At 75.3% G+C, this 16,433-nt stretch carries 13 protein-coding genes; 6 read left to right on the plus strand and 7 right to left on the minus strand.

Annotated elements, in window-relative coordinates:
* Window positions 1-6: 6 nt before the first annotated feature.
* The 3 genes from C1703_RS00430 to C1703_RS00440 form a co-directional block, all read right to left on the minus strand.
* A complete protein-coding gene (locus C1703_RS00430) occupies window positions 7-4,341 on the minus strand; it encodes a cation-translocating P-type ATPase (RefSeq protein WP_114249970.1) in 4,335 nt (1,444 codons plus the stop codon).
* 16 nt (window positions 4,342-4,357) lie between these two features.
* Window positions 4,358-4,927 carry a hypothetical protein gene (locus C1703_RS39170; RefSeq protein ID WP_198678045.1) on the minus strand — a complete coding sequence of 190 codons (570 nt, stop codon included), beginning with the start codon at window positions 4,925-4,927 and terminating at the stop codon, window positions 4,358-4,360.
* Between the two features lie 130 nt (window positions 4,928-5,057).
* A complete protein-coding gene (locus tag C1703_RS00440) occupies window positions 5,058-5,267 on the minus strand; it encodes a hypothetical protein (protein WP_114249972.1) in 210 nt (69 codons plus the stop codon).
* 220 nt (window positions 5,268-5,487) lie between these two features.
* On the opposite strand from C1703_RS00440, the gene C1703_RS00445 reads away from it, so the two are divergent.
* The 6 genes from C1703_RS00445 to C1703_RS00470 all read left to right on the plus strand — a co-directional run bounded on the left by C1703_RS00445 (window position 5,488) and on the right by C1703_RS00470 (window position 12,670).
* On the plus strand, window positions 5,488-7,374 hold the full coding sequence (locus tag C1703_RS00445) for a protein-arginine deiminase family protein (protein WP_114249973.1): 1,887 nt from the start codon (window positions 5,488-5,490) through the stop codon (window positions 7,372-7,374).
* A gap of 133 nt (window positions 7,375-7,507) precedes the next feature.
* The gene (locus C1703_RS00450; RefSeq protein WP_114249974.1) at window positions 7,508-8,185 is read left to right on the plus strand and encodes a nucleotidyltransferase family protein; all 678 of its coding nucleotides are present in this window, start codon (window positions 7,508-7,510) and stop codon (window positions 8,183-8,185) included.
* 12 nt (window positions 8,186-8,197) lie between these two features.
* A complete protein-coding gene (locus C1703_RS00455; RefSeq protein ID WP_114249975.1) occupies window positions 8,198-8,485 on the plus strand; it encodes a BON domain-containing protein in 288 nt (95 codons plus the stop codon).
* Window positions 8,482-9,246: a metallophosphoesterase gene (locus tag C1703_RS00460; protein WP_114249976.1), complete on the plus strand. Its 765-nt coding sequence runs from the start codon at window positions 8,482-8,484 to the stop codon at window positions 9,244-9,246. Before C1703_RS00455 ends, C1703_RS00460 begins: the two co-directional genes overlap by 4 nt.
* A gap of 224 nt (window positions 9,247-9,470) precedes the next feature.
* The gene (locus C1703_RS00465; RefSeq protein ID WP_114249977.1) at window positions 9,471-11,135 is read left to right on the plus strand and encodes an alkaline phosphatase D family protein; all 1,665 of its coding nucleotides are present in this window, start codon (window positions 9,471-9,473) and stop codon (window positions 11,133-11,135) included.
* Between the two features lie 167 nt (window positions 11,136-11,302).
* Window positions 11,303-12,670: an alpha-lytic protease prodomain-containing protein gene (locus tag C1703_RS00470; RefSeq protein WP_114249978.1), complete on the plus strand. Its 1,368-nt coding sequence runs from the start codon at window positions 11,303-11,305 to the stop codon at window positions 12,668-12,670.
* Window positions 12,671-12,731: 61 nt separating this feature from the next.
* Here C1703_RS00470 and C1703_RS00475 read toward each other — a convergent pair whose 3' ends face one another.
* Genes C1703_RS00475 through C1703_RS00490 form a run of 4 tightly spaced genes read right to left on the minus strand, consistent with a single transcriptional unit; the run spans window position 12,732 to window position 16,433 of the window.
* The gene (locus tag C1703_RS00475) at window positions 12,732-13,856 is read right to left on the minus strand and encodes a serine hydrolase domain-containing protein (RefSeq protein ID WP_114249979.1); all 1,125 of its coding nucleotides are present in this window, start codon (window positions 13,854-13,856) and stop codon (window positions 12,732-12,734) included.
* Entirely contained in the window at window positions 13,853-14,770 is a 918-nt protein-coding gene (locus tag C1703_RS00480; RefSeq protein ID WP_114249980.1) for a hypothetical protein, read from the minus strand. Before C1703_RS00480 ends, C1703_RS00475 begins: the two co-directional genes overlap by 4 nt.
* The gene (locus C1703_RS00485) at window positions 14,767-15,735 is read right to left on the minus strand and encodes a hypothetical protein (protein ID WP_232840365.1); all 969 of its coding nucleotides are present in this window, start codon (window positions 15,733-15,735) and stop codon (window positions 14,767-14,769) included. Before C1703_RS00485 ends, C1703_RS00480 begins: the two co-directional genes overlap by 4 nt.
* A complete protein-coding gene (locus C1703_RS00490; RefSeq protein WP_114249981.1) occupies window positions 15,732-16,433 on the minus strand; it encodes a hypothetical protein in 702 nt (233 codons plus the stop codon). The genes C1703_RS00485 and C1703_RS00490 overlap by 4 nt, the downstream gene beginning before the upstream one ends.

The raw sequence follows: 16,433 nt of genomic DNA on the forward strand, positions 1-16,433 counted from the left end.
GGTGCGTCAGGCCACGGGGGCGGCGACGCCGCTCCGCAGCATCTGCCGGGCTTGTCCGATCAGGTCGTTCAGGCTCAGGGCGAGCCGGGCCGCGCCGTCGTAGAGGCTGTGGACGGCCTGGAGGCGTTCCAGGCGCGGTGCCAGGGCCGACAGGGCGATGGCCGCCGCGACTCCGGCCCAGGCCACGGGGCCGAGCGGGGTGCAGCCGAAGAAGTGGCTGACGCCGGGGGTCTGGACGAGCGCGGCCAGGACGGCGGCAGAGCCGAGGGCCGTGACCCACACCAGGGGGCTGTGGCGCCGCCCGGAGAGGGTCTGCACCAGCTGGGCGCCGACCACGCCGCACAGGGCCATGGTGGTGGAGCGGCGTTCGGTGCCGGGGGTGAGGCGGCCGATGAGGTACGCCGTGACCGCGCCGAGGCAGGTGGTGATGCCGCGGCGGCGGATGGAGCGCAGCAGGGGCGCGCCGAGGACGTTCAGGCCCATCGGGCCGGTCGCGGCGTGCTCCGCGGTCGAGGGGTCGTCGCTCGGGGTGACGGCCACCGCCATGGCCGGGAACATGTCGGTGAGCAGGTTGACCAGCAGCAGCTGACGGGTCGACAGGGGCGAGGCGCCGGCCAGCAGGGTGCCGAGGACGCTGAAGCCGACCTCGCCGGCGTTGCCGCCGATGAGGATGCTCACCGCGTCGGCGACGCTGCGCCACAGGGCGCGTCCCTCGACGACCGCGTCGACCAGGACGGACAGGTCGCCGGTGGTGAGTACGAGGTCGGCGGCGTTGCGGGCGGCGGCGGAGCCGCGGGACTCGATGCCGACGCCGACGTCGGCGGCGCGGATGGCGGCGGCGTCGTTGGCGCCGTCGCCGGCCATCGCCACGACCCGGCCGGCCTGCTGCAGGGCCTCCACGACGTGGAGTTTCTGCTCGGGTGCGACCCGGGCCACGACGCCCGCGCCGTGCAGGGCCCGGACGCGTTCGCCGCGCTCCATGGCGACCAGCTCGTCGCCGGTGACCACCTCGGTCTCCTCCGGCCAGCCCAGTTGCAGGGCGATGGCGCGGGCGGTCTCCGGGTGGTCGCCGGTGAGCATGACGGGCAGGATGCCGGAGCGGCGCAGTTCGGCGAGCAGGGCGTGCGAGGTGTCGCGGGGCACGTCCGCGAGCGCGACGAAACCGCTGAACTCCAGGTCGGCGAGGGGCGCGTCGAGTTCGCTCTCGGCGTCGTCGGCCCGGCAGGGGCGCCGGGCGACGGCGAGGACGCGCAGGCCCTGTGCGGCCAGCTCGTGGGCGGTGTCGGTGGCGTGCGCGGGGAGGTCGCGGCAGGCGGGCAGGATCGTCTCGGGGGCGCCCTTGACGACGAGGAGTTCCCCGAAGTCGGGGTCGCCGTCGCGGCCGACGGCGGCGGCGTAGCCCCGCCGGGTCTCGAAGGGCAGCTCGCCGGTGGGTGTCCAGCCCTGGTCGGGCGGGGCGACGTCGAGGACGGCCTCGTCGGTGGCGTGGGCGACGCGGCGTCCCTGTCCGGTCTCCTCCTGAGGGCAGGCGCGGGCGGCCAGGCGGACGATCGGCTCGGCCTGGTCGGTGTCGGTGGCCAGGACGGTGCCGTCGGAGGTGGCGACGCGGACGAGGCGCAGTTTGTTCTCGGTGAGGGTGCCGGTCTTGTCGAAGCAGACGGTGTCGACCCGGCCCAGCGCCTCCAGGGTGCGCGGGGTGCGGACCAGGACGCCGCGCCGGGACAGCCGGCGGGCGGCCGCCATCTGCGCCACCGTGGCGACGAGCGGGAGCCCTTCGGGGACGGCGGCGACGGCGACCGCGACACCGCCGCTGACGGCGCGTCGCACGGGGCTGCCGCGCAGCAGGGACAGGCCGGTCACGGCGGCGCCGCCGGTGAAGGTCACGGGCAGGGCCTTGCGGGTCAGTTCCTGCAGCCGGGCCTGGACGCCGGCGGGCGGCGGGGTGCGGGCGGCGAGGGTGACGGCCCGGCCCGCCTCGGTCTGGTCGCCGGTGTCGACGACGAGCGCGGTGGCGCGGCCGGCCACGACGGTGGTGCCCTCGAACACCATGCAGGCGCGCTGGGCCACGGGTGCGCCGGGCGTCGCCTCGACGGCCTTGGCCACCGGCAGGGACTCTCCGGTGAGGGCGGACTCGTCGACCTCGAGGCCGTCGGCGTCCAGCAGCCGGGCGTCGGCGGGGACGACGTCGCCGGCGTCGAGGCTGATCTCGTCGCCGGGCCGCAGCCGGGCGGCGTCGACGGTGACGGTGCGTTTGCGGCTGTCCTGCCTGCGGGCCTTGGGCTGCTGCCGGGCGGCCAGCCGGGCCAGGGCCTGTTCGGCGCGCAGCCGCTGGAGCCCGCCCGTCACGGCGTTGAGGTCCATGGCGCCGACGACCAGCAGCGCGTCGACGAGGGAGCCGAGGAGGGCCGAGGCGACGGCGCCGGTGGCGAGGACGGGGGTGAGCGGGTCGTCGAGTTCGCGGCGGACGGCGCCGGCCGCCTGCCAGGTCCAGCGGGCGGGGGCGGCGACGGGGTGGCGGCCCAGGCGGGCGACCTGCCGGCGTGAGCGGTCGGCGAGCAGGGCGAGTCCGCCGGGCTCCGCGTCGGGGCCGGTGCGTCCGAGCCGGGCGCGGGCCTCGTCGGGTTCCAGGGCGTGCCAGGGGATGTGCAGCCGGGGCGGGGGCGGAGTGGCCCGGGCCACCCGGGCGGCTTCGAGCCAGCCGGCGAGCAGGGCGTTCGCGGCGGCGATGTTGACGGGGGCGTGCCGGGTGAGGGGCCACAGGAGGTGCCTCCCCGGGGGCTGTCCGCCGCGGGCGACCAGGAGGCCCGACAGGGCGGCGCCGGCGCGGGCGAGGGTCTGCGAGCGGCGTCCGACGCGCCGGGCGGCCGGGATCGCCGTCAGCAGCCGCCAGACGTCGGCGAGTCCGCCGGGTGCCAGCGCGTCGGCGCCCCAGGGCACGGCCGCGCGCCCGTCGGTGAGGGCGATGGCCACGTCGCCGGCGGGCAGCCCGGCACCCACGTGCCCGTCGCCGGACTCGTCGAGGCGGGCGACGGTGACCACCACGTGCCCGTCGTCCTGGAGGGCCCGTACGACGTCGGCGAACGGTTTCGCGCTCGGGGCGACCTCGTCGGCGAGCCGGGTGATGTCCTTCAGGTCGGAGCCGCCGGCGATCACGACGTGCAGTCCGGCCCGGCGGGCGGCGTCGAGGACGGCCTCGGCGAAGGGGTGGACGGGGTCGTCGGGCAGGCCGTCGGCGTCGTTGCCGGTGTCCGGGCGCAGGCTGCGCAGGGCGTCGGCGTGCAGGACGAGGGCGTCGGCGATCTCCAGCTGCCGCAGGCGCTCCCCGCTGCGCACGAGGATCCCGGCCTGGGCGAGGAAGGTGCCGAGGGTGGCGCTGAACGCGGCCGGTCCGTAGCGGGCCGCCTTCGGGGATCCGGCGAGGACGGCTTCGGCCGCCTCCCGCGCGCTGTGCGTGACGAGGAGGGTGGCGGCGGCGCCGGCGAGGCTGCCGGTGCTGGCGTGGGAGGCGTACTCCTGGGCGGGTGTCACCTTGAGCGGCGGCCGGGTGCCCGGCGGGCAGGGCACGCTGGTGCGCCGTTCGCGGCAGATGTCGTCGTGCAGCGCCTCGAAGGCCGCGGCCCTGGCCACGGCTTCGGTGAGCTGGCTGCCGCGCAGCATGCCGTCGAGCAGCAGGGCCAGCGGTGACTGGCCGGCGCCGTGTGCGGCGGCGTTGACGCCGGCGAGGACGAGTTCCATGCCGGACTTGCCGAACCGCTGCCGCAGCAGGGCCCGGAAGCGGGGGTTCTCCCGCAGCAGGGTGACGGTGGCGGTGACGATGCGTGAGGTGGGCGGCAGGCGCAGCGAGCGGCCGGCCAGGGCTCCGGCCGCGCCGGCCGCGTCGAGCAGGATCGCGCCCGCGGCGACGCGCACCTCGCGGGGGTCGCCGGGGTGGGTGGCCTCCTCGGCGACCGGGTCGGCCCCCTCGGTCAGGCCGAAGCGGGCGGCGAGCGCGGTGGCGCGCTCGGCGACGCGGTCGGTGGCGGCGTCCTCCACGACGGTGACCACCAGGCGGGAGAGTCCCCCGTCCCAGTACGCGGTCAGCACGTCGGGGTGGTCGAGCAGGTCCGCGGCCACCTTCCGGGCGAGCGCGCCGGCGTCGCCGTCGGCGTGCCGCAGGGCGAGGTGGAGGCGCTGCCCGGCCGTCCAGTGCTCTCCGCCCGTCAGGGCGTTGCGCGCGACGTTGCGGACGCGGCGCGTGGTGTCGTAGACGGACGTCACTCCCTGGGCGGTGCTGCGGGCGGCGCCTGCGGCCGCCCCGGCCACGGCCCCGACGAGCGGGGCGACGTCGAAGCGTGTGAGCATCTGCTGGTGTCCCGGTTCAGCCGGTGGGGTGGCTGTCGTGTGCGTGCCGGTGGGCGTGCTCCCGGTCCGGCTCCTCGTGGGTGCCGTGGTGCGCGGTGGCCTCGGCGACCTGCTTCAGTGCGGAGGCGGTGGCGGTGTCGCCGACCTTGGCGGGTTGTTCGTGGACGTGGTGTTCCGGCCGGTCGTGCCGGTAGTGGGACGCGGCGAGTCTGCCGCCGGGGCCGTACGAGGAGGTGTCCTGGTCGTCCGGCCGGTCCTGGGCGGGGCGGTGTTCACCGGTCGTGCCGGTCGTCCCGCCGTTCGCCGACGCGTCGTCGGGTCGCTGTCCTGGCCTGGGCTGGGTCAGCCAGGCGACGGCCGCGCCGGTCAGCGCCACCGGCCACTCCACCACTCCGGCCACGCCGAGCACACCGGCACCGGCGTAGACGGCCATCCGGCGGCCGCGTGGTGAGACCGCGCCGATGCGGTCCAGGGCGTCTCCGGCGATCTTGCCGACCTGTTCCGCCCCGGGCACGTGCTTCAGGCCCGAGGCCACGGCCCGCAGGGGCTGCGGAAGATCGGACGAACGTGAGGGTGCCTGGTTCATGTCGACCTCCACAAGCGCGTTGTCCAGCGGCTTCAACCGGTTTCCCAGCTCTTTGCCCCATATTCCGCCTTCGGCGGAGCGAGCGCTTTTCTTGTTCGGCCGAGGGCGGCCGGGGAAGGTCCGCGGGGGTTCAGACGACGGTCTGGCCGTCGTGGATCCCGCCCTCGCAGCGCTTGGTGTACGACTCGGATCCGTTGCCCACGGCGGAGATGATGATCATGCCGCCGCCGGCGATGCACTGGCTCGCGGTGACGTCCGCGGGGCGGGCGGCGGCGTGGGCGGGAACGGTAGGCGCCGCCAGGACCAGGGCGGTGAGCAGGGCGTACGGCAGCTGGCGCATGGGTGCTCCTCGGGAGGTGCGGGCGGGGTGGGTGCCGTATCAGCGTCGCCAGGGCGGGCGGGGGCCGCCACCCGGGAGGAGGGACCGGGTGTCCGGTAGGCCGATCGATGTAGTCGTCGCCTCGGCGCACAGCACGATGTGCGGCGCCCGGCGGCGGGGCGAGCATGGTCCGCGGACGTCCTCCCGTACCGGCCCCCTCGTCTGCCCGAGGAGTCTCGTCATGCCCGAAACGCCCAGGGCGCGCCTGCCGCGCCGTACCGCCGTCGCGACCGTGGCCCTGCTGGTCGCCGCCACCGGAACGACGGCGGCCGCACAGCGGCCGGCGCCGGTCGCGGATCTGCGCGCCGATGTGAACCAGGACGGCCGTGTGGACGTCGCGGGGACGTCCGACGACGCGGGGGAGGAGGCGTGGCGTCCGGGACGCGGCGCGGTCTTCCTCGCCAACGTCGACGACGACTCGCGGCGCTGCCGGATGCGCTCCGGTGACCTGGACCGGATGGACCCGGCGGTGGACGAGCGGCTGGCGGCCTGCCACGACGCGGCGGACGAGCGGGTCAACGGGGTGCGGGACGAGGCGGATCTCGCCCCGTTGCGCGTCCCGCCGTCCCGGGTCGGCGACAGCGCCTCGGGGCGGGTGGAGGTGGCGGCGGCGCAGGCGCCGTACGTGCGGCTGTTCGTCCGGCGCGACGGGATGCTGCGGGTCCTGCGCGGGCCGCTGACCGCCCGGGAGCTGCGGGCCGGTGCCGAACTGGCCCTGGAGGGGCGGGACATCGTCCGCGACCCGCGGCGCTGGGACGGCGAGGTCACCGTCACCCTCACGGTCACCGACCGCGGCCGTACCTCCTCCGACCGGGTGCGTCTGAAGGTGGCGCCCGTGCTGTTCCAGCACGACCTGCAGCGCGCCGAGCGGGTCTTCGCGGCCCGGCCGGGCCCGGGACGCGGTGTCCCGCCGGGGCCGTGGAGCGTGGGCGAGGCGTACCGGCCGCGGGAGTGGCGGCCGTTCGCCTCCTCGCTGGTGCGGGCGGCCGAGGCCGCGGGGCTGTCCCGGCGGGACGTGACCTTCACGGCCGGTACGGAGCAGTGGTGGCGGGACATCTGGCGGCAGGACATGGTCGAACCGGCCGTGGCGAGCGTCCCGGCGCCCGGCGGCGGGGAGCACCGCATGCGGGTGCTGCTGCGCGCGCCGGTGCTGTGGGCGCCACCGGAGGGCGCCGAGGCCACGCTGAGCAGGTCGGCGCGGCTGCTCTTCCGTGACTTCCGGGGGCCCGATGTCGGGGTGGTGCAGCAGTTCACGCCGGGACGCGGGCCGAGCGGTGTCGACCTGCAGAACTTCACCGGCAACTTCGAGTCGGTCCCGCCGTACGAGGGCCACCCGCACGGGCGGGTCCTCTACGGCACGGCCCCGCACCGGGCGCCCGATCCGGCGTTCGTGCGGATGATCGAGGCGCAGCGCGGTCAGCCGTCGATCACCATCGACACGTCGTGGCTGCTGGTCGGCCACGTGGACGAGACGGTCCACGTCGTGCGGGCCCGCAACGGGCGCGGCTGGACCCTCGCGGTCGCCGACCCCCGTCAGGCGGTGGAGCTGCTGCGGCAGGCGCGGCGGGCCGGGGAGGGCGGGCAGCGGATGTTCGCCGACACGTCCGCGGAGCGCACGCCCACGGTCGACACCCTGCTGGGCGACGAGGACTTCCTCGCCGGCAACGAGGAGGCGGCGCGCCGCATCGACGACCAGATCGCGGTGCTGCTGCGGGAGACGGGCCTGTCCCGCGACGACCTGGTCCGCCTGCCCGTGCTGTACGCGATGGCCTCCGTGGCCCCGGGCGAGCCCGAGGGTGCCATCGCCTACTCCCCCAGCCTGGCCAACGGCCTGTCCCTGACGGCCCGGGACTACGCCGCGCCCGATCCGCACGGGCCGAAGGTGCGCGGGCGCGACGTGTTCCGCGCCGCGGCCGAGGAGGTCCTGGCCGCCGGCGGGGTCCGGGTGCACTGGGTGGAGAACTTCGCCTGGTCGCATCTGGCGGGCGGCGAGGTGCACTGCGCGACGAACGCCCTGCGGGACACCTCCGGCGGCGTGCCCTGGTGGAGCACCGGCCCGGGCCGGTGACCGGGACCCGGCGCTCTTCGGAAGCCTTCCGTGTCGGCCCGGGAGCGCCGGGTACTCAGAGCAGGCACACAGGCCGTCACGGGTCCGGGCACCGCACGGCAGCGCGGTGTCCGGTTCGGCGAATGGAGGGGTCATGACGCAGAACGGTGATGACGTGACGCTCGTCCGGCGACCGGGTGTCCCCGACCTCCGGCGGGCGCCGGAGTCGCCCGAGCCCGCGCCACCCCAGGACCCGCAGGCCGACGAACCGCCCCAGGAGCTGCCCCTGGACCGCAACCAGGCGATCCTGGAGGCGGCCAAGCAGGTCGGTGCCCTGCTGAAGCGGAAGGGGCACCTCTTCGCGCTGGCCGGGAGCGTGGCCGCGTACGCGCACGGCGGCGAGAAGAACCTCCAGCACGACGTCGACTTCGCCATCCGGCCCGAGGACGCGGACGCGGTGGCGGCCACGCTCCGCGAGGCGGGGCTGACGGTCTACGCCCCGCCCGAGGACTGGCTGATCAAGGCCACGTGTTTCGGCCAGCCGGTCGACATCATCTTCGAGCTGGCGCACCGGCCGGTCGGCGCGGACATGCTTCAGCGGGCGGAGGAGCTGTCGGTGGACTCGGTGCGGATGCCCGTACTGGCCCCGACCGACCTGCTGTGGAGCCTGATCGCCGCGTTCTCGGAGCACCACTGCGACTTCGGGGCGGCCCTGCCCATCGCGCGCGCCCTGCGGGAGAAGGTCGACTGGGAGCGGGTGCGGCGCGAATGCGGGGACGAGCCCATGCCCGCGGCCTTCTTCTTCCTCCTGGAGCGCCTGAACGTCATCTGAAGGAGCACCCCCATGAGCACCCACGGTTCCCAGGACACGGGCGGCGAGACGCCGGCCGAGAACCTGGACTACCGCATCGCCCACCTCCAGGACCGCCTCGCCTCGGGCGAGCTGGGAGAACTGGGCGTCCGGGTCGAGGCCCGCGGCCAGTCGGTGCTGCTCACCGGCACCGTGCCCTCGGCGCCCTGCCGCGACGAGATCCTGCGCACCGTCAAGGAGGAGTTCGCCGGTGTCCCGGTGCACAGCGACCTCGTCGTCACCGAGGCGTCGTCCCCCGACCACGCGGAGGAGCTCGCATGATCCGCATCGCAGCCGTCGGAGACATCCACATGGGGCCCGACAGCCAGGGCGTGCTCCGCCCCGCCTTCGAGACCCTGCCCGAGTGCGCCGACCTCCTGCTGCTGGCCGGGGACCTCACCCGGCACGGCACGCCCGAGGAGATGCGGGTGGTGGCCCGGGAGGTCCGGGACCTCGGCGTGCCGGTGATCGCCGTCCTGGGCAACCACGACCATCACGACGACCGGCCGGACGAGGTCTCGGCCATCCTGCGGGACGCCGGCACCCAGGTCCTGGAGGGGCAGGGCACGGTCGTTCGGAGCGGCGGGACGCGGATCGGCGTGGCCGGCACCAAGGGGTTCGGCGGCGGCTTCGTCGGCCGCTGCGCCGGGGAGTTCGGCGAGCCGGTCATGAAGGAGTTCGTCCGGTACTCCCGCCGAAGCGCGGACGCCCTGCGGGCCGGCCTGGAGCGGCTCGGCGAGGAGGGCTGCGACGCGCGGATCGCCCTGACCCACTACTCCCCCGTGGCGGACACGCTGGCGGGCGAGCCGCTGGAGATCTACCCGTTCCTGGGCAGCTACCTGCTGGCCGAGGCGATCGACTCCGCCGGCGCCGACCTCGCGGTGCACGGGCACGCGCACGCCGGCACCGAGCACGGCATGACGAGCGGCGGCGTGCGGGTGCGCAACGTCGCCCAGCCGGTGATCGGGCGGGCCTTCCACGTCTACCACCTGCCGGTCCGGGAGCCCGCGGCGACCGGGGCCGCCGCACAACAAGCCGGATAGACCGACCCGTTCTCCCACCGCCGCCGGCGTCTCGCCGGCGGCGGTTTCCGTGGTGCGCCGCCGCCCGGTGCACTCCCCCGTACCCCCTCTGGTGTGAACCCCCCGCACGTCGTACCGGTTTCAGGCATTTTGTCTGCTTAGCATGCGAGCTCCGCGCTCCGCACGTCGGCGATGTCCCCACGCGTCCGCGTCGGGGCGCCCTGCCCCGTACGAGAGGACACCAGATGGCGCTGACGGGCCGTCAAAGACCACCGTCCGAACATGCCTTCTCCCCGCACGACGCCGTACTGCGCACCGCGGCACCGCATGTCGCCCGGCGCCGCTTCCTCACCGTCACCGCGGCCGCCGCGATGCTCGCCTTCGCCACCAACCGGCCGGCCCGGGGCGCCACCGCCGCCCCGGAGATGGACGCGGCCCGGATCACCGACGACCCGTTCACCCTCGGCGTGGCCTCCGGCGACCCGCTGCCCGACTCGGTGCTGATCTGGACGCGGCTCGCTCCCGAGCCGTTCGCGGAGGACGGCGGCCTCGGGCAGCAGCGGGTCGTCGTCTACTGGGAAGTCGCCATGGACGAGTGGTTCGCCTTCGTCGAGCACCGGGGTGTCGCCACGGCCCACCCCGAGTACGCCCACAGCGTGCACGTCGACGTCAAGGGCCTGATGCCGGACAGCCAGTACTACTACCGGTTCCGGGTGGGTGCCTGGATCAGCCCCGTCGGCCGTACCCGGACGGCACCGGCCGAGGACAGCGACACCGACGGCCTGCGGCTGGCCGCGGTCGCCTGCCAGGCCTACCAGGACGGCTACTACACCGCCCACCGGCATCTGGCGCAGGAGGACGTCGACGTGGTCTTCCACCTCGGCGACTACCTGTACGAGTACGCGGTGGACTCGGCCGGCGGGGCCCGCCGCTACACCGACCGCAAGCTGCCCGACGTGTTCAACCGCGAGACGACGACCCTGGCGGACTACCGGTTGCGCTACGCGCTCTACAAGAGCGATCCCGACCTGCAGGCGGCGCACGCCCAGCACCCGTTCGTCGTCACCTGGGACGACCACGAGACCGAGAACAACTACGCGGGCGCCATCGACGAGAAGGGCAGTCCCCCGGAGCAGTTCCTGGTGCGGCGCGCCGCCGCCTACCGGGCGTACTGGGAGAACCAGCCGCTGCGCGCCGACCAGTTGCCGCAGGGGCCCGACGCCCGGCTGTACCGCCGGCTGGCCTGGGGCTCGCTCGCCCAGTTCGACATCCTCGACACCCGCCAGTACCGCTCCGACCAGGCCTACAACGACCGTCCGCACGCGCCGGGCACCGAGTCGGACGACCCGGCCCGCACCCTCACCGGCGACGCTCAGGAGCGCTGGCTGCTGGAGGGCTGGCGGACCTCGCGGGCGCTGTGGAACGTGATGCCCCAGCAGGTGTGCTTCTCCCAGCGCAAGTTCGACCTGACCTCGCCGGCCCGGGTCTCCATGGACGCCTGGGACGGCTACCGCGCCTCCCGCAACCGGGTCATGGCCGGTGCCAAGGCGGCGGGCCTGGACAACTGGATGGTCCTCACCGGCGACGTCCACGTCGGCTACGCCTTCGACATCAAGGAGGACTTCGACGACCCGGCGTCGAAGACGGTGGGCACGGAGTTCACCTGCACCTCCATCGCCAGCGGCGGCAACGGCGCCGAGAAGCCGAGCGACTGGGACACCTACATGAAGGCCAACCCGCACATGAAGTACTTCGACGGCCGGCGCGGCTACGTCCGGGTCGAGCTGGGCCGCGAGAACGCGCAGGTCGACTTCCGGACCGTGTCGGCCATCACGACGCCCGGGGGCGCCGTCTCGACGTCCGCGTCCTTCGTCACGGAGGTGGGCTCGCCCGGCCTGAAGTCCGCGTGAGGCGGCCGCCCGTACTGCACTTGGCGCCCTTCCCGGCACCAAAGCGCGAAACGGAGCGGCCCGTGACATCACGCCGGGCCGTTCCGGCAAGGCCTCTGCCGGAGCTTCACCGTGATCGACATCCGTACCGGACACCGTGACCGAAGGAGACACATCACATGGTTCGCATGGTCCACAGACCTGCCGTGACGGGTCGCCGGGCGGCCCTGACCGCGCTCGGAGCGCTCGCCGCCACCGCGCTCCCCGCCGCCGCGGCGGCCGAGCCGACGCCCGCGGCGGGCCCCCTGCCCTCGGCGGCCCAGACCCTCGGCGCCGACCGGCCGTCGGCCCAGCTGCTGCGGGCACTGGAGCGCGACCTGGGACTGACCCCGGCCCAGGCGTCCCGCCGGCTGGTCAACGAGGCGGAGGCGGGCACCCGGGCGGGACGGCTGCGCAACGCCCTGGGCGACCGCTTCGCCGGGGCCTGGCTGCGCGGCACGACCTCGCAGGAGCTCGTGGTGGCGACCACGAGCGCCGCCGACGTGCCCACCATCAAGGCCCAGGGCGCCAAGGCGGCCGTCGTGAAGAAGACGCTGCGCGACCTCCAGGCCGTGAAGCGGAAGCTGGACGCGGCGGCGGCCCGGGTCAGCACCCGTGACACGCCGCTGTGGTACGTGGACGTCCCCGGGAACCGGGTCGTGGTGGAGGCCGGGAACAAGGCCGCGGCGGCCGCGTTCGTCAAGGCGGCGGGCCTCGACGCCAAGAGCGTGGGCGTGAAGGTGACGGCGAACCGGCCGCGCCTGATGGAGGACGTCACCGGCGGCGACGCCTACTACATCGACGGCACCGCCCGCTGCTCCGTCGGCTTCTCCGTCACCAAGGGCGAGCAGGCGGGCTTCGCCTCGGCGGGCCACTGCGGGAAGCAGGGCGCCAAGACGACCGGGCACAACAAGGCGGAGCAGGGCACGTTCCAGGCCTCCACCTTCCCCGGCAAGGACATGTCCTGGGTGGCCGTCAACGACCAGTGGACGGCCACCCCGAACGTGAAGGGCGAGGGCGAGCAGAAGGTGCAGATCACCGGCTCCGTCCAGGCGCTCGTCGGCGCGGCCGTGTGCCGCTCCGGCTCGACCACCGGATGGCACTGCGGCAAGGTCGAACAGCACGACACCAGCGTCAGCTACGCCGAGGGCAAGGTGGACGGGCTGACGCAGACGACGGTGTGCGCCGAGCCGGGCGACTCGGGCGGGCCCTACGTCGCGGGCGTCCAGGCGCAGGGCGTGACCTCGGGCGGCACGGGCGACTGCAAGAACGGCGGCACCACGTTCTACCAGCCGATCAATCCGCTGCTCAGCGAGTTCGGCCTGACGCTGAAGACCGCCGAGGCCGAGTCCCCGGCGCCGCAGGACAACGTCGCGCAGACGTGGGCCGCGGGGCGGGTCTACGAGGCCGGTGTCACGGTGAGCCACGCGGGGGTGCGCTACCAGTGCCTGCAGACCCACCAGTCCCAGGGTCCGTGGGCCCCCACCCGGACACCGGCGTTGTGGCAGCGGGTGTGACGCAGGGGCAGGGCTGTCCGGCGCCGGCGCGGCAGGTGCCGCCGGCGCCGGGCGGGGCCCGCTACTCCCCGGCGAGCAGCGCGTACGCGGTGGCCACGAACGGGTCGTGGGCGCGGAAGCGGCGGGTGCAGACGGCGGCCAGGGCCGTGCCGGTGGCGGGGTGGAAGCCCAGGAACGCCTGCTGGCCGAGGGTCGCGCCGCTGTGGAAGTACATCGGTCCGCCGTCGGCCGGGTGACGGAACCAGACGAGGGTGTGCACGTGCCGGTGCCCGAGGCCCCGGCGGAGCACGGGCCGGCGCACCGCGCGCAGGGCGGGGGCCAGGTGCGGTGGCGCACCGGCCGGGTCCAGGTGGGCTTCGAGGAAGGCGAGCAGGTCGTGCGGCGTGGCCCGTACGGCGCCCGCCGCCTGGAAGCCGCCGGCGTCGAAGGGGGGCACGGGTGTCCGGCCGTCCTTGCCGTGTCCGGGGGCGTCGCGGCCGGAGTCGCCGGCGCAAAGGGCGGTGTCGTGCAGTCCGAGCGGGCGCAGAACCTGGCCGGTGAGGAGGTCCTCCCAGGGGGTGCCGGTCGCCGCGGCCAGGGCGTGTCCGAGGACGGCGACGCCGTAGTTGGAGTAGCGCCACCGGGTGCCGGGGCGGTGGCGCGGCCGGTGGCGCAGGAAGGCGTCGACCACCCGGGCGGCCGGGAAGCGGGCGTAGGGGTTGGTGTGCCAGGCGGGCAGGCCGCGGAGGTAGAAGCCGGCCGGGAGGGCGGGCAGGCCGGCGGTGTGGGTGATCAGGTGGGCGAGTGTCACCGGCGTGGCGTCGACGGGCCGTCCCCCGTCGAGGAGGGCGGTGGCCGGTTCGCCGCCGGACAACTCGCCGCCGTGGATCAGCCGGGCCAGGAGCAGGCCGGTGAACGTCTTGGTGGCCGAGCCGATCTCGTAGCGCAGGGTTTCGCGGGGAAGCGGCGGGGGCCCGGCGGTGCCGCCGGCCACGACGGTGCGGTGACCGTGGCGGGAGAGGGCGAAGACGGCGTCCGGGGCGTCCGCGGCGGCGACGGCGTCCGCGAGCCGCGCCGCGAGTGCCCCGCCGTCGGGGGGCGCGGGCCGGGTTGTCCGGAGGGCCCGTCCGGGGGCGGTCTCCTGCGCGGCGGTCTCCTCCTCGTCGGGGCTGTCGCCCGGCCACATGGTGTGCCGGCCGTCCGTCATGACGCGTGCGACAGGGCGGAGAGCGCCCGGGACGTGGCCAGGAACGACGCGAACGCGGCGACCAGGGTGGGGTGGTAGACGATGTCGAACACCTCGTCCGGATCGCCCTCGGGCATCGTGCGGATCGCGGGCATCGCCCCGTCCGGCTGCTGCGCGGCGGCGAAGGCCTGCCAGGCGGCCTCGTCCAGGGTGGGGCGGGGCAGGCAGGCGTCGACCACGAGCAGTTCGCCGAGCAGGTCCCAGCGCCGCAGGTCCAGCCAGTCGTCGATCCAGGCCGGCAGCCAGGCGGCGAGGTAGTCGGCGATCGGGGGCGGCAGGCCGTCCGGGTTCTCGCCCCAGTCGGTGAGGTGGAACACCGTGTGCGTGACGTCGTAGGCGGTGTGGCCCTCCACGGTCCAGGGTTCCGGGGTGCGGGCCAGCCAGGTCGTGCCCACGAGGTCGGCCTCCGGCGGGCGCGGCGTGAGGCCGTAGCGGCGCTGGAACGCGGACAGGCCCAGTCGGCGGGTCGGGGTGGTCTCGAAGGCCACCCAGCTGTCCAGCCGGTGGTTCAGCACGACGGCCCGCTCCAGCTCCGGCTGGCTGTAGCCCAGTTCCTTGAACGGCACGTACACCTCGAACGGGATGGGGGACGCCGGCTCCGTGCGCTGCCCCCGCACCAGCATCCGGCCGCCGTCCAGCGTCTCGCGCCAGACGTGGTCGAGGAGCCGGCGGGCCAGTTCCGCCTGACGCGATCCCGCCACCCCCTCGCGGAAGAGCACGCGGCAGATCAGGGCGAGTTCGCCGAGGGGCTTGAACCGCTCCAGGAAGCCGATCTCCGGGTCCACGTCGGGTTCCAGCCGGAATCCGTCCCGGTGGGACCACAGCCATTCCAGGGCGCGGGTCCCGACGTCGTGGATCAGGCGGGTGTCGGTCATCCCAGCACTCCTTCCGCACCGTGCCGCCGGCGGGTGCCGGCCGGGGCGCCGCCGTCGAGCCGCCCGGTGGTCAGGGACGCCGCGAAGACGGTCATGAGGGTGGAGTGGTAGTGGCGGACGAAGTCCGGTTCGCCGTCGTCGTCACTGTCCCCCACCTCGGGCAGCGCACCGGAGGGGTGCTGCGCCGCGGCGATCCGCTCCCAGGCCTCCTGGAGCACGGCGGGTCCGGGCAGCTCGGGCAGGCTCGCCGCCACGGCCAGCAGCTCGCAGCCCAGGTCCCACATGCGGGCGTCCAGGCAGGTGTCGAGCCAGGGCGGCAGCCAGTCGGCCAGATAGGCGGCGAGGTCCGGTGGCAGGCCGGCGGGCCCGACGCGCCCCCAGTCGGTGAGGTGGAAGACCACGTGGGTCAGGGCGTATCCGGAGTCGCGTTCGAAGGTCCAGGGTTCCGGCAGTCCGCCCAGCCAGGTGCTCCGCAGCGCCCGCGGCATGCCGTCCGAGCGACGGACGCCGGTGCGTTCCTCGGCGTTCAGGACGCCGAGCCGCCGGGTCGCCGGCTGCTCGGTGAGCTGCCAGCCGCGGGTCCGGGCCACCACGGTGGCGGCCGCCTCGTAGCCGGGGTGCCGCAGTCCGGTCGAGGCGAGGGCGGCGTACACCTCCAGCGGGTAGGTGGCGAAGGGCTCCAGCCGCTGCAGTCGGACGAGCAGCTCGCCGTGGCCGGTCTGCCGCCAGGCGAAGGCCAGCAGGTCGGCCGCGCGGGCGTGCAGCGGGTCCGAGGGTGCCGTGGTCCGGGCGACGGCCGCGCACATCAGGGCGAGTTCGCCGAGCGGTTTCCAGCTGCGGTTCACCTCGCCGTCGGCGGCCAGCGCGTCCTCGCCCAGCGCGAAGTCCGCCCGGCGCGCGGACACCCAGTTCAGCGCGGCCTCGGCCGGCTGCCTGACGAGCCGGGCGTCCAGGGCGGCCGTCACGCGGGCGCTCCCGTCCGGGTGAGCCGGGCCGCCCGGACCTGCAGGGCCACGAGCGGGTCCTCGCCGCCCATCAGCTCCACGAAGTCGAGGCCGGTGTCGAGTCCCAGCGTGTCCGGGACGCCGTCCAGCAGCGTCAGCCAGCGTCCGGCGCCGGCCGCCTGCCGCCAGTCCCGGCGGCGCACCGCGCGGACGAACCCCCGGGCGAGGTCGAGCGGGCGGCGCCCGGCCACGCGGGCGACGGCGCTGTCCTCGCCGGGCAGGGCGAGCGGGGCCAGTATCGCCAGCTGGTGGGTGAGGGACTGCCAGCTCGCGCGGGCGAACCCGTCCGCGTCGGGTTCGGGGCCGTGTGCGGGCCCGTCGAGGAAGGTCGGGTCGAGCCGCCGCAGCGTGCGCCGCATGGCCCAGTGACTCCATATGACGGTGGGTGCGGCGTCCGCGCGGGGCGGGTAGGCCTCGACCGCCTTGCGGAAGACGGCGAGTTCGTCGGGCAGGGGCGGGGCGTGCAGCAGGGTGCTCGGCAGCAGCGCGTCGGCTCCCAGCACGCGCACGGCCGCGACGGTGAGGCCCTCGGCTTCCCCGTCGACCGCCCCGGGGGCGGTCGCGCGAGCGTGGTCTCCGCTCCGAAGAGCGGAGACCACACCGGAAGCGAGGTCCCGCACCGCGCCCTGCAGGAGGGTCGAGGTGCCAGACTGCTCCAT

The organism is Streptomyces sp. Go-475 (genome assembly GCF_003330845.1).
Lineage (GTDB): Bacteria > Actinomycetota > Actinomycetes > Streptomycetales > Streptomycetaceae > Streptomyces.